The organism is Leptospira kirschneri serovar Cynopteri str. 3522 CT (genome assembly GCF_000243695.2).
GTDB lineage: Bacteria > Spirochaetota > Leptospiria > Leptospirales > Leptospiraceae > Leptospira > Leptospira kirschneri.
Map to the genome: position 1 here is coordinate 37,501 of NZ_AHMN02000005.1, position 20,763 is coordinate 58,263.

Here is a 20,763-nt window from a genome sequence, read left to right on the forward strand (position 1 = left end):
CAGGGTTCATTACGACCCCGCGAACACTAGGGCGTTTTCCAAGCCAACGAGATCTTCCCGCTTTTCCGATGGAAACCAGATTATGATCTTTATTACTACAAATTCCAATTGTCGCATAACAATTCTCGTGAACTTTACGTACTTCGGAAGAAGGAAGTTTTAAAAGAATGTATTCTCCGTCGCGACCTGCGATCGTTCCGAAAGAACCAGCAGTTCTTGCGATTTGTCCACCTTTTCCAATTTGTAATTCTACGTTATGCACGTTTGTACCTGGTGGAATTTTTCCGATCGGCATTGCGTTTCCGATTTTAATTTCGGAACCTACTCCGGACTGAACCGTATCACCCACTTTGATTCCGTCTGGAGCGAGAATATAAGAATACTCTCCGTCCTTGTAACAGATCAAAGAGATGAATGCGGAACGGTTCGGATCATATTCTAAACTTTTTACGACCGCTGGGATGTTTTCTTTTCTACGTTTAAAATCGATGATACGGTATTTTCTTTTTACACGACCACCTTTGTGACGAACGGAAATTTTTCCACCGTCCCCTCTTCCCGCTTTATAGTTGAGGGTGAGAGTTAAAGGTTTGTACGGTTGTGTTTCCGTAATCTCTTTGAAATCCAGAACGGATTTATAGCGGCTTGCGGAAGTTACGGGTTTAAATTTTTTGATTCCCATTTTTTATGCTTCCTTTGCGAAATCAATGCTCGCGCCGTCACGAAAAGTCACTACCGCTTTTTTCCAATGCGGGCGAGGAGCGGGTATGTTTCTGAAACGTTTAATTTTTCCTCTATAAACTTGAACGTTTACAGAAGAAGGAGTTACTTTGAAAATCTTTTTGAACGCTTCTTTAATCAGAGTTTTGTTTGCATCGATATGAACCTTTACTGTGTATTTCACCATTCTGGTTCCTTTTTTGCTATTGGCTCCGATCGTTTCTAGATCTTGAGACTTTTCAGTAACTATGGGTGTAAGAATTACGTCTTGGAGATTCATTTCTTTGCTCCATACTGAGTAAGCATCTCATTCAAAGCGGCTTCGGTGATCACCAAATTGCGGTTATATAGAATGTCTCTACAGGAGATTCTTTTGGAATTAATATATTTCACGGTAGGAATATTTCGAACGGATTTTTTAAGAAAATCATTCTCACCTTGAACTAAAAGTCCAATTACTCCGGTATTTTTTAAATTCATATTTTTGAATATAGAATCAAATGCCTTCGTATTATATTCTTTTGGATCCAGATCCTCGAGCACTTTCACGGCAGAAGCTTGTGCCTTTTTTCCTAAAATAGAAAGTACAGCTCTGTGTTTGAGTTTAGAAGAAACCTTGTAAGAATAGTCTCTTTTTTGAGGACCGTGAACCGTTCCCCCACCAACCCAATGAGGAGCGCGAGTGGAACCTTGTCTAGCACGTCCGGTCCCTTTTTGAGACCAAGGCTTTTTACCACCACCGCGAACTTCCGATCTGGTTTTCGTTGCGTGGTTACCTGAACGCAGATTCGCATTCTCAGATTTAATCGCTTCGTAAATGGAAGCTACGCTGAGTTTGCTTTCAAAAAGTGCGGAAGGAAGTTCGATTTCAGAAATGAGTTGTCCTTCTTTAGAATACTTCTGTGCTTTCATGTCTATCCCGGATAATTTTAGATCTTTTCGATCGTGATGACCGTATTTGCCGTACCGGGCACCGCCCCGCTTACAAACAATAAATTCTTTTCTTCGTTAATCCGGACTACTTTCAAATTCCGGACTGTAGTTTTTTGGGAGCCGGTTCTTCCGGGAAGCTTAACGCCTTTAAAAACCCGAGAAGGTGTAGAGTTTGCTCCCATGGAACCTGGATGTCTGTGGAAACGAGAACCGTGAGCACCCGGCCCGCCAGCGTGTCCGTGGCGTTTTACAACCCCTTGGTATCCTCTTCCTTTGCTAATTCCGGTAACTTTTACTACATCAGAAACAGCAAAAACATCCTGAATTTTCAGAACGCCACCTGCTACAGGGGTATCTCCGAAATCTCGAAATTCTCTCAAAACCTTCTTTGGACCTAGACTCGCTTTTGCGAGATGGGTTTTTTCAGCCTTTGAGATCTGAAATTCTTTTATATCTTGGAATGCTAATTGAATTGCTTCGTATCCGTCGTTTTCAACAGATTTGACTTGAGAAACGGCACAGGGACCGACTTCCAACACGGTTACAGGAATGATGTTTCCCTGTTCGTCAAAGATCTGAGACATTCCAACTTTTTTACCGATTAATCCCTTTGCCATTTTCCTTACCTTCAGGATTTGATATCTACGGATACCCCTGCAGGAAGCTGAAGTTTCATAAGAGCTTCTACAGTGTCTTCGTTTGTATCCAGAATATCGATGAGCCGTTTGTGTGTTTTTAATTCAAACTGCTCTCTAGATTTTTTGTTCACGTGCGGAGAACGCAGAACCGTATAAATCTCTTTCTTAGTAGGAAGAGGGATCGGGCCGGAAACAGTAGCTCCGGTCCGTTTTGCAGTTGCTACGATCTCATAAGTCGATTGATCAATCAACCTATGGTCGAACGCTTTCAGTTTTACTCTAATTTTTTGTCCGGCCATTTTCAGAGAGCTCTTACTCGGTGATTTCCGCGACAACGCCGGATCCGATGGTTCTTCCGCCTTCGCGAATTGCGAACTTGAGACCTTTGTCCATTGCGATCGGGCTAATCAATTCAACCGTCAGAGAAACGTTATCACCAGGCATAACCATTTCAACACCGTTAGGAAGGTTACAAACTCCGGTAACGTCAGTTGTTCTGAAATAGAACTGAGGACGGTAGTTATTGATGAATGGAGTATGACGTCCACCTTCATCCTTAGTTAATACGTAAACCTCAGCGGCAAACTTTTTGTGAGGAGTAATAGAGCCCGGCTTTGCGAGAACTTGTCCTCTTTCGATATCTTCTTTTTTAGTTCCACGAAGAAGAGCACCTATGTTGTCACCAGCTTCCGCTTGATCGAGAAGTTTTCTGAACATTTCAATACCGGTAACGACCGTTTTAGTAGTCGGACGAATTCCGATGATTTCCACTTCATCGTTTACTTTCAGAACACCTTGTTCCACTCTTCCTGTTGCAACGGTTCCACGACCTGTGATCGAGAAAACGTCTTCTACTGGCATAAGGAAAGGTTTATCGGTTACACGTTTTGGATTTGGAACGAAAGTATCCAGAGCTTCCATCAATTTGAGAATCGCAGGCATCCCGATTTCAGATTCATCGCCTTCAAGTGCTTTTACTGCAGAACCATGAACGATAGGAGTTGTATCTCCTGGGAAGTTATACTTGTTGAGAAGCTCACGAACGTCCATCTCAACCATTTCGATCATTTCAGCTCTTTCATCAGCAGCAAGCGCATCTGCTTTATTGATGAATACGATCACATAAGGAACACCTACCTGACGAGCAAGAAGGATATGTTCTTTTGTCTGTGGCATTGGTCCGTCAGTCGCGGATACTACGAGAATCGCCGCGTCCATCTGAGCCGCACCAGTGATCATGTTTTTTACATAGTCTGCGTGACCAGGACAGTCTACGTGTGCGTAGTGACGATTTGCAGTTTCATATTCTTGGTGAGAAGTAGCAATGGTGATTCCACGAGCTTTTTCTTCCGGAGCGTTATCAATTTGGTCATAAGCAACGGCCTTGTTTTTACCACCAATCGCTTTTGCAAGTGTAGTAGTAATTGCTGCCGTCAGGGTTGTTTTACCGTGATCTACGTGACCAATTGTTCCAACGTTTAAGTGAGGTTTAGACCTATCAAACTTTTCTTTAGCCATAGTGACTTTTTAATCTCCTTACTTTTGAACGAACCCTAACGGGAATCGACTTATGTAATTACGTAATAGTGTTCAGGGTCAAAGAGGGAGTCTAAAGACAGAACACCCCTTCCCTGTGTCATATTTCTAAGAACGCCTGCAAAGCCAAGCAAGTTTTCCGTAGAAGCACTTGCACGCACAAGCGACTTGCCATCACCGATTGGATTTACTTCCTGAATCTTTGCACTTCTCTTAGAAAGAGAACCAAGCACATCGCCTAACGACGAATCTGGTATCAAGATCTCCAAATGCGAAATGGGACCAACTAATTCCGTGTTTCCCGAAATTATGTCCTTTAAACCCTTGATGACGGCTACTTTTACAAGGGAAGAAACATCTATAGATTTATCCGGAGGATCGTAACGATGAACGATCAAATCCAAGCCGAGAATTTCTTCTCCCTTGGTTCCCTTTACCACTACTTCATAAAATGCTGATGTAATGGCTTCTTTTAGAGTTTCAGTAATCTTAGTTTCAAACCGCACTTCTCTGGAAAAGCTGTTAGAGCTGACCAAAGAGGCGTGCACCAGTCCGCTTGAGATTTTTTGATCAAACGCGGTATGCTGAAATTCACCCTGTCGGGCCATTTTTTTCCAGAGCTCAAACCTTGCAACTTTAATACTACTTACGTTGAATGTATTGGGAAAGAATTCTTTGAGTCGTGATAGAGAAACTTCCAAATGCAATTCCCCCAATCCGGAAAGTTGAATCTGCCCCGTTTCAGAAAGTATTTTGGTTTCCAATCCTTCATCCAACCAAACGAGAGTTTGAAGCGAATCCCAAAGGGAATCTCTATGTTCTGCAGTTTCCGACTCAAGTATTATCTGAAATTGTTTTCGAACGGGGGGAAGTTCCGACTTATAACTATTTTGTGGAGTTGAATAGAGTATTTCTCCCGGTTTAAGAAATTCTAGTCCGGTCGTAACAACGATCTCTTTGGGTCGGGCTTGGGAAGTTTCTTCAAATTCTCGCGCGGAAAGTAGATAAAAAGTTTCCAATTGTGCCTTGCCAGCCGCGGAATAAAAATGAGAATTTTGTGGGAACTCCCGCATTGGTTGAATATAAACGATTTTACCTAGATCGGGATGTAATTCCCGCTTGAATACAATTCCTAATTCCTCTTTAGGTCGTAACTCCGGCCGAAACGTTTTAGACAGAAGTTCTAAAACAGCAAGAAGTTCACGCACCCCATCTCCTCGTAAGGCGGCTCCGCCAAAAACAGGAAAAAATTCCTCCTTCCAAAATCCTTCTGCAAATCCTTCCCGAGCCAGTTCCGACAAAGAATCTGGATGTTTTAAATATCGTTCGGAAAGTTTTTCGTCCCATTCTAAAAGTGGTAAAAGTTCTTGGTCGAGACCATCCTCTTTTAAAAGAGAACAAACTTCTCCTTCTTTCCAGAGTAGAATCGGTTCTTTTCCTAAGACCGCTTCTAAATCTACAAGTGAATCCGTAATATCGACTCCGATTCGATCGAGTTTATTTAGGAAAAATAAAATTGGAATCTTTCTTTTTCGAAGCCATTCCACATTTTGTAACGTTTGAGACTTGAGGCCTTCAAACGCATCTATAAGAACGATTCCTAGATCTGCTACGATTAAAGAAGCGTTAGTTTGACTTTGAAAATCAAGATGCCCAGGATTATCCAAAAATTGAAACAGTACCCTCGAATCTTTTTCATTCGGCCAAAAGACTCGAGCCAGTGTGGATTGAATCGATATTCCTCGTTCAATTTCCTCTTGTAAATAATCGGATTCGGTTGTTCCTTCTTCAATTGTTCCTGGTCTCCGGATCTTTCCGGTTTCGTAAAGAATTCTTTCTAAAAGTGTCGTTTTTCCTGCATCTATGTGGGCAAAGATTCCTACGTTTAAGATCTGCATATTTTTTGCCCTAAAGAAGTTCCTACTTTTTTTTCTAAGAATCCATTTTCAAACAAAATCGATTCTCAACGTTTAAAGTTTTCAGAAAAGTTTTTGCCCTTTGTTCTTTATTTGCCCTAAGTTCTGAAAAAAATTAACAAACATTATAGACTTTTTTAACGTGAATTCAACGTAAGAGATTCGTTTTATAAAAACCTAATTTTCCATAAAAAATAATATGAGGAACTCCCCAACTCGAGTCACAAAAAATGAATGTTTAAAGATCTGTAATGCGACTTAATCTACCACAAATTTATATTTTAACGTGAGTTCGTAAAGAAATCCATGATTCATTTTTCTGAAAAAAAATTGAAATCTGAAACTGCAGATTTTTTTCTAAAACGTGGGAACTACTACTTTTAGAAAATTCTTTCTTATTTTCTTACGCCCTGCTCACATTTTTTAAGATTTTAGGTAGGTTTTAGGACAACTCTGATTGGAATCTTACAAATCCTAGATCGTTTAGATTAGAAGTAGGAACTACTATAACTCTGAATCTAGAAAAACTTTCAGAAGACTAGATTGGATCGAAATGGGACGTAATCTTGTGGGAACTATTACAAATCGTGGATTTACCAGTTAAACTTTAAAAATTGTGGGAACTACTATAAAATACAAAAAGAATCATCGTCCATCTGATTTTTACACAAAACCGCTGTTTTGCGGTCATCATCAAATTTAAAGTTCGTTTTATAGAAGTTTACACTGATGTAATACCGATTATGATTTTAAATCGATTTGACTCTAGACTTTTTACTTACAGGCATTTTGTTTACGAATCATCTCGTTCAAGTTCTCTTCTTCTTCCTGAGTGACATTGTGTCTTTTCAAAACAGACTCAGCTAACATCACCGCAGAAACATCTTTGTTGGTACAATGACTGAAAAACTCAATCGCTTCGGCCCTTGTATTTTGATTTTCTTTTCCTAAACGAATTCGATGCAGCTCGAGACGTTTTTCTTTTGTGGAAAGATCCACAATCAAATAATCCGCATAACATTCTTTGATTAGATGATCGGGAAGATCCGTAATTGGGCATTCTTTTTTGATAGGATTCGGTTTTTCATTTTTCAATTCCGGTTCGGCTACAACCCGGCTTAGAGAGGCTTGAATTTCAGAATTTGTTTGAATAGTATTATTTTCTTTTTCTTTATTTTGGAAAATTTCCGGTTCTTTAGGAAGTGGAAGTTTATTTTCTACGATCGATTCTTTTTCAAGAAGCCGATCCAAAAAATAATCTATCATAAAAATTGAATATTTTTGAATCTTATCCTCTTCATAGAAACCTAAAATCGCCTTTTTAGCCGCTTTTTTATTATTTAGAATTTCCGCCTTACTAGCCTTAGAGCCGGTCTCAAAACTGGTTGTACTTTTGAATCGTAATTATTTACTTGTGAAATGGACAAATATTATTCAGAGATACCGGATGGACTTTGGAAACAAATAGCCCCATTGATCCCGAAAGAAAAGGTAAATCCGAAAGGAGGTCGCAATCGAGTACCAACACGATTAGTAATGGCCGGTATCATCTATCGAATGAAAACAGGCTGTCAGTGGCGTGCCATTCCGAATGAGTTTGGATCTGGCCAAACTTGTCACAGAAGATTTCAAGAATGGGAACGAGCAGGAGTATTCAAAAAGATTTATAAATCTATTTTAAAATATTATGATGTAAAGAATCAGATAGCATGGGACTGGGCTTCGATGGATTCGGCAATGGTTAAAGCTCCCAAAGGGGGAGCTTAACTGGGAAAAACCCTACAGACCGTGCCAAATTGGGGGTTAAACGGCATATTCTTACAGATGGAAATGGAATTCCTTTGGCCATAACATTGAGTGGAGCCAATGTTCATGATAAACACGCTGTAAAAGATACGTTGAATTCAATCCTGATTTTTTCCGGTAGAAGAAAAAAGAAACCAAAACATCTTTGTTTAGATAAAGGATATGATTTCAAAGATATAGAAGTTTTAATCAAAAGAAGAAACATTCAATCTCATATTCGGAAAAAAGGTGAGAAGCCTCTCATTGGTAAATATAAAGGAAAACCTAGACGATGGGTCGTTGAAAGAACTAACAGTTGGCACAATCGATTCAGGGCTATCCTAATTCGTTGGGAAAGAAAATCTGAAAATTATCTTGCATCTCTTTATCTCGCAAGCTCTATCATTGCTTTTAACTTTTTTGATAGGTAGTTTTGAGACCGGCTCTTAGACGATTCTAATTTTTTTATGGTCACGGCTAAACTCTGATGAAATTTTTTTCGATAAGATTGATTCCAATTGAACGCTGATTCTTTCAACAAATCTTGAAATAGAGTAAAACTTCGATCCCTTTCTTTCAGTTTTTTTTGTATCATATCCCGATAGAGTTTTTTGAGATTTTCATCCCTGTCTTTCGAAGATTGATCTCTAATACTTTCAATAAGTTTAGATTGCCCCTTTTTTTCCGAATCGGTCCAAGTATATAAAACATTTAAAACATCTTCCACCACGGACTGAAATATATCCCCGATCAAGGTGGTCGGTTTTATTTTGTTACTTTTATTTGTGACTAGTTTATTATAAATGAATTCGTATTCCGAATTCCGACTTTTCTGTAATTCTGCGTATTTATCCGTAAGATTCTTTTTTAATATTCTCCAATCCTGATATACATTCCCACTTTTTTTCAAAAAAGCAATCAAAGCGACGGTTGAAACCTTATCCAAGGAATTTTCGTTTTTTCTAAATTCATCCTTAAAATGATCCAATGACTTCGTTTCAATTTCTCTATAGTGGCTACTGATAATTTCCACTTCTTGAAAAGATTCTGCGTCGATAGGAGTGTGATCGGGTGTTATCGCTGGCAAGTGGCTACTCCTTCCATTTTACGGAACATCCCATCGAGGGCATCTGATTGATAGGAGCAGGATTTCCTTTTACGAGTTGATGAACCGCGTATTCTAATTCTTTTCTAGAAACCTGTTTTTCATTCTTCCAGTTGTCATCCATCCTTCCATGATAATACAACCTCTGTTCTCCATCATATAGATAAATATCCGGAGTACACATCGCTTTTAGCTTTTTTGCAACTTCTTGAGTTTCATCTACTAAATAAGGAAAGGAAATCTCCCATTCCTTAATTTTTATAAGCATCATCTCGGGTGAATCGTCTGGATAATCTGGATGTATATTTGGATTGATTGCAACAGTTCGAACTCCGAGAGAAAGTATTTCTCCCGCAAAACGAATCAACCTCGGCCAAATTGCTTGTGCATAAGGACAATGATTACAAGTAACTATCAATAACAACCCGGTAGAACCAGACATTTGATCGGAAGAATATGTTTTTCCGTTTGGATCAGCCAACCGGAAAACTGGAAGCAAACTTCCCAATGGTATTTTTTCAGATTCAAGAAGTGACATGATTTTCGCCTTAAAATGAAATCAAGTTTATTTCATAAAATTTTTTTTTACAGTAAATAATCCGTTTTTTTATGGAAAACTATTAAATACTTTCGAATATTTTTATTTTCCAATCGTAATCCGAATCATTTCTTTTTTCAAAAAATCTTTCTAATAGACCGTTCCTTTATGATTTAATGTAAAAAAATTTTATGATTGCTCTTGGAAAGTTGTTTTGAAGGTGCCAATAATTGTTACTCTCTTACTTATAAATTAGTTAATAAATTTTTTACTTTTAATAACCGTTGAAGTAATTTTTATTTGATTTAATTTTTTCAAATTCTAATTTTCTAAATCTTCTTTTTTCTTATGAATCCAGATAATTAGTTTTTTAGAATCGGACGATAAATCATTGAACCTCATATTCAAACTATACGATAGAATGTCATAAATTCCGTCTCTAAACGCAGATTTGTCTCAGAATTTGCGATCCTTATTGTATAGGGATTCATAATCGTTTTGATTCTTTATCAAAAATTGATTGAAACGATTTTTTTTAACGTAAATGAACGCGAAAGGGATCGATGCGAGGTTAATAAATTGAAGCTTAAGATAAAATATTGTATTACGTTTCTTGTATACAATTTATTAACCAGAGCTAAAGAGCCCGGTCCGGCTGCCTGTGGCAGCCGGATTCGCCCCAATTTTCTTAAGTTGAACTCACGTTTTTTTAAGGAAACTTATAAAATTCGAAATGATCAATCTTACTCAAAAATTATATAAAAAGTTTATCTTTATTACTAAAATAGAATCTTAAAATTAAAAATCGATTCTAATTTTATAGGATTCAATTTCTATATGAAACTCCATTTTAAGATGCACACTATAGAGTTGTTGAAAAATGAATCCTCCATCCGTTTCCGTTACATTGAAATAAATGATTGAAGCATTGTTACAAATTTATACTTTCAACAACTCTAATATAGAAACGGATACAAAAACTCCAATAACAAAAAATATCTGTTTATCGATTTATTGTTCCCCCAGTTCGGCCCTTTTTTTCTCAGCGAGTGTTTTCCAATATCCTTCAGGATAGACTTTGATTAGATTTTCATAAAATAGCTTTTCCGCGTTCTTAATATTTACTTCTCCGCCATAGTATAATTTTCTTAAATAATTCGAATCCATTCCTTTGATATATTCTTCTCCAGGCTCTAGATTCATAGATACTTTATTTCCAGAAAAAATTTCACTTAACTCAGGCGTATCGTCTATAATTCCATACGGATCTTCTTTAGTGGTTTTAGTCACCTTTCCTATTAAGATTCCTCCAAACGTTATTTCTCCCGCTTTTGTTTTGATCGGAAACGCCTTAAAAGATTTAACCGGATCTATCGAAAAATTTCGTATCACAGTTCTTCGGCATCTCTGTCCACAACTGATTTGATAGGTATAATTCACTCCTGTAATCGCGTATTCTTTTGTCGGATCCAGTGAGAGTAACAGATAAAACGGCGATACATATCCTGTTTTTCCTTCAAAGTATTGTGTTGATTCCACTTTTTCCACCATCGCTGGTTCTTCGATCGGATACGGATTTACATTCAAAGTTTTTGTTTTTTCATCTTTTAATATGATTTCGGAAAACTTGACTCCATAGGTCCCGAGTTCGGCAAATACCGTTCCTACATCCTTACTGAATAGATTGATTAGTGGTTTGTGATTTTGATTGTACGCATAAAGCCCAAAAGCCACTAACCCGTATGATTTCTTATCCTTTTCAGTTACCGGATTATAGACTCGGACCACTTCTCTTGTACAGTTTGATACAAACGTAAAAAATACAATAAATGCTATTCGTATTAAAAAACTTGACATCTTGATCCCCCTTTTTAGCAATAAGAAAAATTTCATTTCATATGCCAACCATTTTGAACAACAGAATTCTTTTTATCTTTCTATACTTTGTTTTAGTTTTACAAGGCTGCCTTACAGTTACCGAAAAAGAAATTCCTCCTAAAATCGATCTAGGAAATCACCTTCACAGACTACAGGAAACATTAGTCATTATAGAAGAATTTCGGAGCAATCTGAATCTTGAATTGGTAAATCAAGAAAACATTTCTGGTTTAGGTGAGGATCATCTTCAGAAATTTCGAAATCCGACTGTTAGTGCGATAACAAAAAAGAATTTTGCCGGTGCTTTTGCCCAGTGTCGTTGCTTTCAAAACGTTGTGATCGCTTTTAAAGGTATAGACGACATAGATCTTCTCCGAAAGAAATATAAAAACGTGATTCGCATTAAATTAGCTGAATATAGTGATAATGATACCCTTTTTATTACTTCCTTGTTAACTGCTTCTACTTTAGGTTTGATTCCCACTTGGAATTCATTTGCCAGAAAAGCGGAAGTTACAATCGAATCGGATTCACTTACTCAACCGGTTACATTTAATTACGATAGAAGATTTAAATTATTTGCCCATCTTTTTCTTTTTTTCGGTTTATTCAAAGAAAATAGCGTTCTCAATCGTTACACTGAGTTTTATGATTTTTTTAAGTTAGTTTCATCGGACGTTTATTCTCAAAAATTAATTCCTTTAGATAATTAGTATTTGTTCTTTTATAATAGAGTTGTTGAAAAATTCTATAGTGGCGATTAACAAAACTGCTTCAATTGCCGATTTGCATAAAATAGAAACAGATGGAGAATTTATTTTTCAACAACTCTAATGTTAATAGTTTATTTATACATTCTAAAGTTATAATATTTGAAAATTATATTTCTTATAAATCAGGTTCTGGCAGCAAATCTTTATTTTTACTTTTTAACGGGTTTGGTTTAGAATATAACTCTCTAGAAATTTGATTTTTCCGCAGATTTAAGTTCCAGATCATCCTGTAATTCCCATGAAACTGAGGAACTCCTCGGTTCATGGTATTTTCTATAAAATCCCCAATTCCAACTTCTTCGAGCCAAAGAAGATAATTGAAAAGATAACATCTGGAAACACCATGTGCCGCAGCCAAAGCCCCCAAAATAGCCCAAACACCCGTATGCACATGAATCGTCATCTTCTTTAATTCACCAACACCCCAATTATACTTGATCTTACCAGCTCTCCAATAAAGCCGATCTAAAGAGGAAATATACTTTGTATATCTTTTCAACAAAAACGGAAGTTTTTTAGAAAGAGCTTTTCTTTGAGTTTTATCCAACTGATTCCAATAGCTCAAAGGAATCAAAATAGAATCGGAGCCAACCACACCTTCATTCAAAGCGGATTGAATCTTTTTATCTGAATGCAACAAAAGAACGTCCATACTCGAAGCGGTTCCAAGAATCGCTCGCGTGGAAGGTATTTTAGAAAAAAAATGTCTCTTCTTTCTATAAAATAACCTGAATTCAACGTTAAGAAAGTTAGGACGAATCTGGCTTGCCACAGGCAGCCGGACCAGGCTCTTTAGCTTCGGTCAAGTTATTGTGAAACTACAGAATCAGATTCAATTTTCATAAAATACCAATAACTTGACCTGTCGAACGACCTAAAACGCTTTCGTAAAAAGCGTTTTGCTGAGTTCAGGGAGTGAGACGCTGAGTTACTTCTAACGCGATTCATAGAGAACGTTGTGCTTTAGTTCATTCATCGATCCCTTTCGCGTTATGTTATCTCAAAATAGATTTTGCTTGTATTAGGAAATTAAAACTTTTTAAAATGCATTTCTTATGTTTGAATTTCATGGCTGGGCCGTGTTACGTTATCATACGCACGATATGGTTGAAACGTTAGAAGAAGTTTCACTTCAAAAACTTTTACAATGGCTTTCCGATAGGAAAGTTCAAGACTTTGTAAACATTCAACGCTCAAACGGACAAATCTGCTTGACTATGTCGGGATTGTTCAATCACAGATCGGCTTTAATCATAGACATTTTTAAAAAAATTTCGGACATTATGCCCGGTTCTTACCATAACCTTACCCACAAGTATTTAGATTTCAATATTAAATCTGTGGGAATTACGACAAATCCTCTGTAAAACTGAGTTCCCACCCTTATTTTTGGGTGGGGGCGGAGGTGGAGAAATTCGGAAGACTTTTCTCTATCAGAAAAACATGCTTTTTGCAAGTAAAAAGACTCATTCTTGTCGGAACACTTGAAAAATGTGCGTTTTTGAGCCTTATGATTCTAAAATCCTATTCAACTTGTGGGTAAGGTTATGGGTTCTTACGGGCTTCTTTATATCCACGATGAAGAAGATGATAAAAATGAAATCGATCACTCCAATGAATTTGTAGTTTGGAAATTAGCAAGAGGTCATTTGAACCAAGAAAAGGATCCTTTTTTATCCCCATATATTCCCTCGATTGAAGACCCTTATGATTCATCAAGAGCGGATATTTAATCTTTCCCTGTGGTAAGCTCTTTTTACTTTCAAATTTTATAGAATACGTTTTTTATATACGTAGGCAGATTTTTTTTGCTATCCTAAATTCGTAGATTTACTTAAAAATAGTTTAGTAAATTAAAATATATTAAATTTTAAAGAACCTTAGGCATCGCGTGGATTTCTTGGAGAGAATGAATCGTAAAACCTTTGTTTTTCATTTCTACCATCCCTTTGATGAGCGCCTTAGCCGCGTTAGACGTAGTTAAACACGGAACCTTAAAACGGATCGCGGCTTGACGAATCGTAAAACTATCGTCTCTAGTAACTCTCGAAAGAGGAGTGTTTATGATTAGATGAATTTTATTTTCTCGAATATAATCAAGCGCAGTCGGAAATACTCCATCGTATACCTTGTTGATCTTAGAAGAAAGAATTCCATTGTCTGAAAGAAATTTATGAGTCCCCGAAGTGGCAATTAAATTAAAACCTAACTCTGAAAGATCTTTAATGTAGGAAAGAAGTTCCGCTTTAGTTTTATCGTTGATACTTACAAAAACGGTTCCTTGAGAAGGAAGCTCATCTCCAGCCATGTAATGAGATTTTAAAAACGCTTCTCCTGCGGTGGAGGCAATCCCCATCACTTCCCCAGTCGAACGCATTTCCGGACCTAAGATCGTATCTACTCCCGGAAATTTATTAAACGGAAGAACTACTTCTTTAACGGAAACCTGAGAAAACGCCATTTCTTTCGGAAGAGGAAGATTTTTTAAAGATTCCCCCATCATAATTCGAGTCGCATACTTTACAATCGGATGACCTAGCGCCTTAGACACAAAAGGAACCGTTCTAGAAGCCCTGGGATTTACCTCTATAATATAAAGAATTTCGTTTTTAACCGCGTATTGAATATTGATAAGACCCTTAACTTGAAGTTCAAGAGCGAGATTCACCGTAGCCTTGCGAATTTCATCCATCATATTTTTGGAAAGTGTTTGTGGAGGAAGAACACAAGCAGAATCTCCGCTATGAACTCCGGCCTCCTCAATATGTTCCATAATTCCAGTAACAAAAACTTCCTCTCCATCACAAAGAGCGTCCACATCCACTTCAACTGCATCTTCTAAAAAGGAATCGATCAAAAGAGGCCTGTCCTTAGAAATCTCTTCCGCCTTTTCCATATAACGATCCAGTTCTTTCTCTTCATTGATGATGAGCATAGCCCTACCACCTAAAACGTAACTAGGACGAACTAAAACCGGATACCCAATCTTATGGGCGATCTCCCTGGCTTCTTCCATAGAAGTGGCAATCCCACTTTCCGGAGAATTTAGTTTCAATTTTTCTAATACTTCTATAAAACGTTTTCTATCTTCCGCGCGATCGATAGAATCTGGACTTGTTCCTAAAATTTTAACTCCCTTTTTTTCCAGATCCTTTGCAAGCTTAAGAGGGGTCTGACCTCCAAACTGAATGATCACTCCCTCCGGTTTTTCGTTTTGATAAATTCGATAAACGTCTTCCAGAGTCAAAGGCTCAAAATAAAGACGATCCGAAGTATCATAATCGGTAGAAACCGTTTCCGGATTGGAATTGATCATAATCGATTCAATGCCTAAATCCTGGAGTGCGTACGAAGCCTGACAACAGCAATAATCGAACTCGATCCCTTGACCGATACGATTTGGACCTCCTCCTAAAATCATTACAGACTTAGCGTTAGTCACATCGGATTCGTCTTCGTCGTCGTAAGAAGAATAAAAATAAGGAGTATACGCCTCAAATTCTCCGGCGCAAGTATCTATCCTTTTATATACGGGAAGAATCTTTTTAGCATCTAGTTCGGCTTCGATCTCATCCTCCGTCTTTTTGAGAAGATTTTGAATTTCCGTTTTTTTCAGATCCACTCTCAAATTTCCGTCGAGCAGATCCAATATCTGTTTTTTATTTTTAAGAAATGAGAGCTGACGATTTGAAAATCCTGCCCGTTTCATTTTAGAAAGAATCGAATTTCCTTTTTCCGAATATTCCCTTTCCAGTTTGAGAAGGTCTTCCATCTGCCACAGAAACCATCGATCCATTTTACATAAATCGTGGATTTGATCTACGGTATAATCTTCGTCAAATGCGAGTTTGACGTAAAAAATACGTTTGTCGTTTGGACGTTTTAAATGAGAATCGATCCATTCCTTTCTTTGGTCATTATTTAAACTTCTAGAATATAATAATTCTTGAAAATATCCGTCAGAACCGAAACCATAACGGTCTATTTCCAAAGAACGAAGCGCTTTTTGAAAACTTTCCTTGAAAGTCCTTCCGATTGCCATCGCCTCTCCGACCGCTTTCATCTGAACTCCCAGCGTATCGTCTGTTCCGGGAAATTTTTCAAAAGCAAAACGAGGTACCTTAGTCACCACATAGTCTATTGAAGGTTCAAAAGAAGCAGGAGTAACACGAGTAATATCATTTTTAATTTCGTCTAACGTATATCCGATAGAAAGTAATGCGGCAATTTTAGCGATCGGAAAACCAGTCGCCTTAGAAGCAAGAGCAGAGGAACGAGAAACCCTGGGATTCATCTCGATTACGATCACGTCTCCGTTTGCAGGATTTACCGCAAACTGTATGTTAGATCCTCCTGTTTCCACTCCGATTTCACGGATAATGGAAATAGACATGTCTCTCAAGTTTTGGTATTCTTTATCAGAAAGTGTCTGTTGTGGTGCGACCGTAATAGAATCTCCCGTATGAACTCCCATAGGATCTATGTTTTCTATCGAACAAATGATTACCACGTTATCCGCAAGATCGCGCATAACTTCGAGTTCAAATTCTTTCCAACCCAAAACAGACTCTTCTAAAAGAACTTGACTAATCGGAGAAGCCTTGAGCCCTTTGGAAACCACTTCTTCAAAAGTTTCTTCGGTATAAGCAATCCCACCGCCGGTCCCGCCAAGAGTAAATGCTGGACGAACGATCAAAGGAAGTCCGAGTTTATTTTTGATTTCAAACGCGTCTTTGAGATTATTTGCAAGTCCGGATGCAGGAACACGAACTCCTATCTTTTCCATCGCCTTTTTAAAAAGTTCTCTGTCCTCTGCCTTTTTGATCGCGTCTACTTTGGCTCCGATCAATTCTACATTATATTTTTCTAAAATACCAGCGGAGTTACAGGCAAGCGCAAGATTAAGAGCGGTCTGACCTCCGACCGTAGGAAGGATTGCGTCCGGTTTTTCTTTTTCCAGAATTTTTTGAACGACCGGAACCGTCATCGGTTCCACGTAAGTAGCATCCGCGAGATCCGGATCTGTCATGATCGTAGCCGGATTTGAATTCAATAAAATAACACGAATCCCTTTTTCTTTCAGAGCTTTTGCGGCTTGAGTTCCAGAATAATCGAATTCACATGCCTGCCCAATTACAATCGGGCCGGAACCCAAGATGAGCACGGAACGTATATTTTCTCTTCTAGGCATATTAAAATACAGATTTTTAGTTAAGCCCTATCCTTCAAGCATCAATTGACTGCTTTGACTACAAATTAGAGTCATCCAATAAAATGTAACGATCCATCAATTTCTATGTTTTACAAAGGAAATAAATACTCCCCTACTTTCTTAAATTTTCCAGAAGAGATCAAAAAGGAAACCAAAGAATTTTTTAAAGAAGAACATTCGGAATTAGAAAGAGGTTTTACATTCCACGGATCATTGATCCTATCGTAACAACGCCAAATCACTCCATCTTCGGAAGGAATATAAATCAACTTACGAGTAGAATTCTGAAACATCCTATGTTTAGAAACGATGATACTTTCTTTCGCGTAAGAATCTCCGATCGAAATAAAAGGGAGTTCCCCTGATTCAATCGAATGTAGATGAAGAATGTTGGGATAAAAAATTCTTTCCTTTTGAAAGAAATGATCTCCTAAATCGCTGAACCAAATTCCGGTTTCTCCATATACATTTCTAGAATCCTTCCAAGTCGTAGAGTTCAAGGCAAAAGAAAGATCTCTTCCGGACCGATCGGAAAGTTCTTTTAAAAGTTGATTTCTAATGGAAGGATCTGGGATTTCTTTCGAGACGAAAGTCAAAAGTGTAGGAAACAGATCTAGAGAACTACTAATTCCGGAAAATCGAATTCCGGCTCCCAGATTTTTTGGAAATTTAATTAAAAGAGGAATACGAGTTACACCTTCTCCTCTTAAATGTTCCCCGTGTCCATGATTATGATCCGCTTCAAACAAAGATTCTCCGTGATCACTCGTTAAAATAATTAAAGTGGAATCGTAAATTCCTTTTTTTTTAAGACGTTCAACGATTTTTCCGATCGTTCGATCGAAAGAATAGATCGAAGCCTGAAAAAGTCCTCGTATCTGTTCCCTATCTTCCAAAGAAGGTTCGGAAGAGTCTCCTGGGTCCACAAACTTAAAGTATTTAAATTTTCCATAATATTCTGAATTTGTAAAATTCTTATAATGTGGGTAGGGCGGGCTAAATGGGAAATGTGTTACCGAAGAGAAAAATACCGTAAAAAAAGGTCCTTCGTTTTTTTCAAAATTGTTCCAAAGATCCGGAAGTATTTTAGAATCGTCTCCGAAACTAGGAAGCCCTCGAATGGCCGGGAAATATTCCCCCGCTCCCGGTATAGAGCCGGTCACAATCGGAAGTAGAAAAATTTGAGTTTCTAAAATTCTCTGAGAAGTAAGAGTTCCTGCGTGAAAGATAGGCGCTTGGACAGTTTGAAATCCCCAATCGGCTCTTGGAAAAATATCTCCTGCAAATGAAGAAACCACGTTTGTTTTATATCCAAGTTGTGATAAAAGTCTCGGGAGTGTTTTAAACGTAATACCTTCCCGATCCTTTTTATCCGGAAACATATCCTGAATTCCGTGTATAAAACTGGTCTGTCCCGTAAGTAAATCGGCCCAAGCCGGAAAGGTTCTAGGAATTGTAGTATGATGGTCTTCGAATATTATAGAATCCTTAGATAATAAATCTATATTAGGGGTTAATCCTTTTTTACCTTGTGCGTATCCCATTTTATCGTAACGCAGACTATCTGCACTCAGAATCAAAATATTGGGGAGATTCGAAAAAACCGGTGAAATTTCCGTTTTAGTTATGGGTTTCGGGTTTAACCAAGAAACGATCGCGAATAAAACGGAAATTGATCCGATTAAAATCGAAACTTTGACATTCCCTAATAAACACAGGGCGAGACAAACGATAAAAATTCCGATTCCATTTTCCGAAAAATTAAAATAAATTAAAAAAAGAAAGAATAGAAGAAATAAAAACATCCGAAATCGATTTTGTTTTTCGAAGACTTTTTTTATTTCTGCATTTAGTAGAATGATTTGATTTTCGAATATTTGAATAACAAGATAAATGAATGTAACTATAAAAATCCCGAACAAACTTCCCAGAGAATGAAAATAAATCAGAAATAAACATACAAAAATAAAAAATATAAGTTTTACAAATTCTTTATTTTTGATCAATGCGATAGCGTGAAAAAGAACACATACACATAAAATCGTAAGAGCAATCGACTGTGGGATCCAAGGTTGAATTTGATCCGTTAGTAAAAATAGAAAAAAACGCAAGAACGCAAATCGATAAAAGAAAAATTCTCCGTATAACTGCGGATAAACGATAATGGAATGACACCAAAGAAGAAAGATAAAAATTGCGAAAACACTAAATTCTTTAGAAAAGAAAAACTTTAATATATTTCTTCCTTTTGTTCTATTTATCGGAGTTTGTTCCGATAACATAGTTTGTGGTTTAATTTTGAAAATTCTATTTTTGTAATTTGATATTTTTGACTGAATTGTATTTTCTTTTTTAGTAAATTGACTTTCTGAATCTTGTTGAAATACATACGTTTGTCTTTTTTGGTCTTTGTTTTCCCTACCAAATGCTGTTGAAATGAGCAAACCTAAAACCCCAAATATAACACCACTCGCGATCAAAGTCTGGACGTAATCTTTTAAGAATAAAGGCAGAAAAGAAAAAAATAGATATTTAAATTCGGAAAGATCCACTCCCATGATTTGAAAGGATGAATTTAAAATCAAAGTTACGATTGAAATCCCCATTCCTATCGTAAAAAACTGTAAATAGATTATAACATTATTATTTTTGAATATAGTTTGAAACGTTTTCAAGTTATTTGATTATTTTATCCGATTTTTTATACGGGTTTTCTTTCGAATTTTATTTTCCTATTTTTTTTTATGTAAGTTTATGGAAAACAAAAGTTTCACTGCAAAATCCGAGTTTGTGAGAGTTCCCACATTTTATTTTTTGAGGAAAAATTAGGTTTCGTAGAACAAATTCTACACCAAACTCACACTTTTTAAGTTTTACCTAAAATTATCACAGTACAATCCATAAAAACCGCTTTCGTAATGTGGGAACTACCACAAAAATTCAGTTGCAAAAGCCATTCATAGTTAAAGCTACATAATCTGTGGGAACTCTCACATTTCATTCGGTCATTGATTTTGAAACAAACTTAGAGAACCTCAGCTCGTTTATCATCTTTGAGTTTGTTTTTTATCTTCCCGAAAAAACTTATGAGAATCTATTAAATCCCAAAAGAACAAACTTATTTAACGTGAGCAGGGCGTAACAAATACGAAAGCAATTATTATGCTGCGATCCGTAGAGAGCCATAACCTTACCCACAAGTTGAATAGGATTTTAGAATCATAAGGCTCAAAAACGCACATTTTTCAAGTGTTCCGACAAGAATGAGTCTTTTTACTTGCAAAAAGCATGTTTTTCTGATAGAGAAAAGTCTTCCGAATTTCTCCACCTGAATTGCGACCCATGGGAAGCAATTCATTGAGTTACCCCCACCCAAAAATAAGGGTGGGAACTCAGTTTTACAGAGGATTTGTCGTAATTCCCACAGATTTAATATTGAAATCTAAATACTTGTGGGTAAGGTTATGGTAGAGAGCGTTGTATTGAGTTTCAAACGCGACCTGTCGAGCGACCGTAGAAGCGAGACGCTGAGTTCAGGAAAGGGTTGTTGAGTTCAATTTTGATTCTAAAATCTCGTATAACTTCGTATAATGTATGCTATACGAAGTTATTACGAATTGCGACCCATGGGAAGCAATTCATTGAGTTACCCCCACCCAAAAATAAGGGTGGGAACTCAGTTTTACAGAGGATTTGTCGTAATTCCCACAGATTTAATATTGAAATCTA

16 protein-coding genes and 2 pseudogenes (1 of these 18 only partly in view) are annotated in these 20,763 nt (G+C 37.2%); 4 read left to right on the forward strand and 14 right to left on the reverse strand.

The window, feature by feature from the left end; translation table 11 throughout:
* From rplB to LEP1GSC049_RS219805, 8 genes and pseudogenes are all read right to left on the reverse strand, one after another.
* On the reverse strand, window positions 1-682 hold the 5' portion of the coding sequence (gene rplB / locus LEP1GSC049_RS219840) for a 50S ribosomal protein L2 (RefSeq protein WP_004751144.1). The gene continues 158 nt to the left of window position 1, outside the view; the window shows 682 of its 840 coding nt (coding positions 1-682); the start codon lies at window positions 680-682; the stop codon falls past the left edge of the window.
* A gap of 3 nt (window positions 683-685) precedes the next feature.
* Window positions 686-1,000 carry a 50S ribosomal protein L23 gene (locus tag LEP1GSC049_RS219835; RefSeq protein ID WP_016560615.1) on the reverse strand — a complete coding sequence of 105 codons (315 nt, stop codon included), beginning with the start codon at window positions 998-1,000 and terminating at the stop codon, window positions 686-688.
* Window positions 997-1,632: a 50S ribosomal protein L4 gene (gene rplD / locus LEP1GSC049_RS219830; RefSeq protein ID WP_016560614.1), complete on the reverse strand. Its 636-nt coding sequence runs from the start codon at window positions 1,630-1,632 to the stop codon at window positions 997-999. Before rplD ends, LEP1GSC049_RS219835 begins: the two co-directional genes overlap by 4 nt.
* A gap of 17 nt (window positions 1,633-1,649) precedes the next feature.
* Complete coding sequence (gene rplC / locus LEP1GSC049_RS219825; RefSeq protein WP_004750938.1) at window positions 1,650-2,270, reverse strand: 50S ribosomal protein L3; 621 nt, start codon at window positions 2,268-2,270, stop codon at window positions 1,650-1,652.
* Between the two features lie 11 nt (window positions 2,271-2,281).
* Window positions 2,282-2,590, reverse strand: a complete 309-nt coding sequence (rpsJ, locus tag LEP1GSC049_RS219820; protein ID WP_000918607.1) for a 30S ribosomal protein S10 — start codon at window positions 2,588-2,590, stop codon at window positions 2,282-2,284.
* Between the two features lie 13 nt (window positions 2,591-2,603).
* The gene (gene tuf, locus LEP1GSC049_RS219815; protein WP_004751140.1) at window positions 2,604-3,809 is read right to left on the reverse strand and encodes an elongation factor Tu; all 1,206 of its coding nucleotides are present in this window, start codon (window positions 3,807-3,809) and stop codon (window positions 2,604-2,606) included.
* Between the two features lie 50 nt (window positions 3,810-3,859).
* Complete coding sequence (locus LEP1GSC049_RS219810; RefSeq protein ID WP_004750917.1) at window positions 3,860-5,725, reverse strand: elongation factor G-like protein; 1,866 nt, start codon at window positions 5,723-5,725, stop codon at window positions 3,860-3,862.
* 792 nt (window positions 5,726-6,517) lie between these two features.
* A pseudogene (locus LEP1GSC049_RS219805) lies at window positions 6,518-7,111 on the reverse strand (hypothetical protein); the annotation flags it as partial.
* 51 nt (window positions 7,112-7,162) lie between these two features.
* On the opposite strand from LEP1GSC049_RS219805, the gene LEP1GSC049_RS2000000227355 reads away from it, so the two are divergent.
* Window positions 7,163-7,959 (forward strand): IS5 family transposase gene (locus tag LEP1GSC049_RS2000000227355; RefSeq protein WP_162833666.1). Its coding sequence is split into 2 segments (ribosomal slippage): window positions 7,163-7,508 and window positions 7,508-7,959, totalling 798 coding nucleotides; the frame shifts between segments, so codons are not numbered across the junction.
* Here the strand turns inward: LEP1GSC049_RS2000000227355 and LEP1GSC049_RS219795 are convergent.
* The 3 genes and pseudogenes from LEP1GSC049_RS219795 to lp30 form a co-directional block, all read right to left on the reverse strand.
* A pseudogene (locus LEP1GSC049_RS219795) lies at window positions 7,935-8,615 on the reverse strand (hypothetical protein); the annotation flags it as partial. The gene LEP1GSC049_RS2000000227355 and the pseudogene LEP1GSC049_RS219795 overlap by 25 nt on opposite strands.
* 4 nt (window positions 8,616-8,619) lie before the next feature.
* Window positions 8,620-9,171, reverse strand: a complete 552-nt coding sequence (locus tag LEP1GSC049_RS219790) for a thioredoxin family protein (RefSeq protein WP_004751148.1) — start codon at window positions 9,169-9,171, stop codon at window positions 8,620-8,622.
* A 1,011-nt stretch (window positions 9,172-10,182) separates the two neighbouring features.
* The gene (gene lp30 / locus LEP1GSC049_RS219785) at window positions 10,183-11,028 is read right to left on the reverse strand and encodes a plasminogen-binding receptor Lp30 (protein ID WP_004768504.1); all 846 of its coding nucleotides are present in this window, start codon (window positions 11,026-11,028) and stop codon (window positions 10,183-10,185) included.
* Between the two features lie 41 nt (window positions 11,029-11,069).
* Here lp30 and LEP1GSC049_RS219780 point away from each other — a divergent pair, with 41 nt between their 5' ends.
* A complete protein-coding gene (locus LEP1GSC049_RS219780; RefSeq protein ID WP_004750965.1) occupies window positions 11,070-11,762 on the forward strand; it encodes a hypothetical protein in 693 nt (230 codons plus the stop codon).
* Window positions 11,763-11,937: 175 nt separating this feature from the next.
* On the opposite strand, the gene LEP1GSC049_RS219775 is transcribed toward LEP1GSC049_RS219780, so the two are convergent.
* Window positions 11,938-12,474: a DUF1564 domain-containing protein gene (locus tag LEP1GSC049_RS219775; RefSeq protein ID WP_004768527.1), complete on the reverse strand. Its 537-nt coding sequence runs from the start codon at window positions 12,472-12,474 to the stop codon at window positions 11,938-11,940.
* Window positions 12,475-12,925: 451 nt separating this feature from the next.
* On the opposite strand from LEP1GSC049_RS219775, the gene LEP1GSC049_RS219770 reads away from it, so the two are divergent.
* Window positions 12,926-13,189: an Imm7 family immunity protein gene (locus tag LEP1GSC049_RS219770; protein ID WP_004751129.1), complete on the forward strand. Its 264-nt coding sequence runs from the start codon at window positions 12,926-12,928 to the stop codon at window positions 13,187-13,189.
* Window positions 13,190-13,369: 180 nt separating this feature from the next.
* Complete coding sequence (locus LEP1GSC049_RS219765) at window positions 13,370-13,555, forward strand: Imm7 family immunity protein (RefSeq protein WP_004751072.1); 186 nt, start codon at window positions 13,370-13,372, stop codon at window positions 13,553-13,555.
* Window positions 13,556-13,692: 137 nt separating this feature from the next.
* On the opposite strand, the gene carB is transcribed toward LEP1GSC049_RS219765, so the two are convergent.
* A complete protein-coding gene (carB, locus tag LEP1GSC049_RS219760) occupies window positions 13,693-17,013 on the reverse strand; it encodes a carbamoyl-phosphate synthase large subunit (protein WP_016748015.1) in 3,321 nt (1,106 codons plus the stop codon).
* 110 nt (window positions 17,014-17,123) lie between these two features.
* Entirely contained in the window at window positions 17,124-19,709 is a 2,586-nt protein-coding gene (locus LEP1GSC049_RS219755) for a sulfatase-like hydrolase/transferase (RefSeq protein WP_004750985.1), read from the reverse strand.
* Between the last annotated feature and the right edge of the window lie 1,054 nt (window positions 19,710-20,763).

Coding starts and splice junctions, on each gene's coding strand:
- rplD (WP_016560614.1), bottom strand. CDS start 1,632: ATGAAAGCACAGAAGTATTCTAAAGAAGGACAACTCATTTCTGAAATC.
- LEP1GSC049_RS219775 (WP_004768527.1), bottom strand. CDS start 12,474: ATGGACGTTCTTTTGTTGCATTCAGATAAAAAGATTCAATCCGCTTTG.
- LEP1GSC049_RS219780 (WP_004750965.1), top strand. CDS start 11,070: ATGCCAACCATTTTGAACAACAGAATTCTTTTTATCTTTCTATACTTT.
- LEP1GSC049_RS219765 (WP_004751072.1), top strand. CDS start 13,370: ATGGGTTCTTACGGGCTTCTTTATATCCACGATGAAGAAGATGATAAA.
- lp30 (WP_004768504.1), bottom strand. CDS start 11,028: ATGTCAAGTTTTTTAATACGAATAGCATTTATTGTATTTTTTACGTTT.
- tuf (WP_004751140.1), bottom strand. CDS start 3,809: ATGGCTAAAGAAAAGTTTGATAGGTCTAAACCTCACTTAAACGTTGGA.
- LEP1GSC049_RS219770 (WP_004751129.1), top strand. CDS start 12,926: ATGGTTGAAACGTTAGAAGAAGTTTCACTTCAAAAACTTTTACAATGG.
- LEP1GSC049_RS219810 (WP_004750917.1), bottom strand. CDS start 5,725: ATGCAGATCTTAAACGTAGGAATCTTTGCCCACATAGATGCAGGAAAA.
- carB (WP_016748015.1), bottom strand. CDS start 17,013: ATGCCTAGAAGAGAAAATATACGTTCCGTGCTCATCTTGGGTTCCGGC.
- rpsJ (WP_000918607.1), bottom strand. CDS start 2,590: ATGGCCGGACAAAAAATTAGAGTAAAACTGAAAGCGTTCGACCATAGG.
- LEP1GSC049_RS219790 (WP_004751148.1), bottom strand. CDS start 9,171: ATGTCACTTCTTGAATCTGAAAAAATACCATTGGGAAGTTTGCTTCCA.
- LEP1GSC049_RS219835 (WP_016560615.1), bottom strand. CDS start 1,000: ATGAATCTCCAAGACGTAATTCTTACACCCATAGTTACTGAAAAGTCT.
- rplC (WP_004750938.1), bottom strand. CDS start 2,270: ATGGCAAAGGGATTAATCGGTAAAAAAGTTGGAATGTCTCAGATCTTT.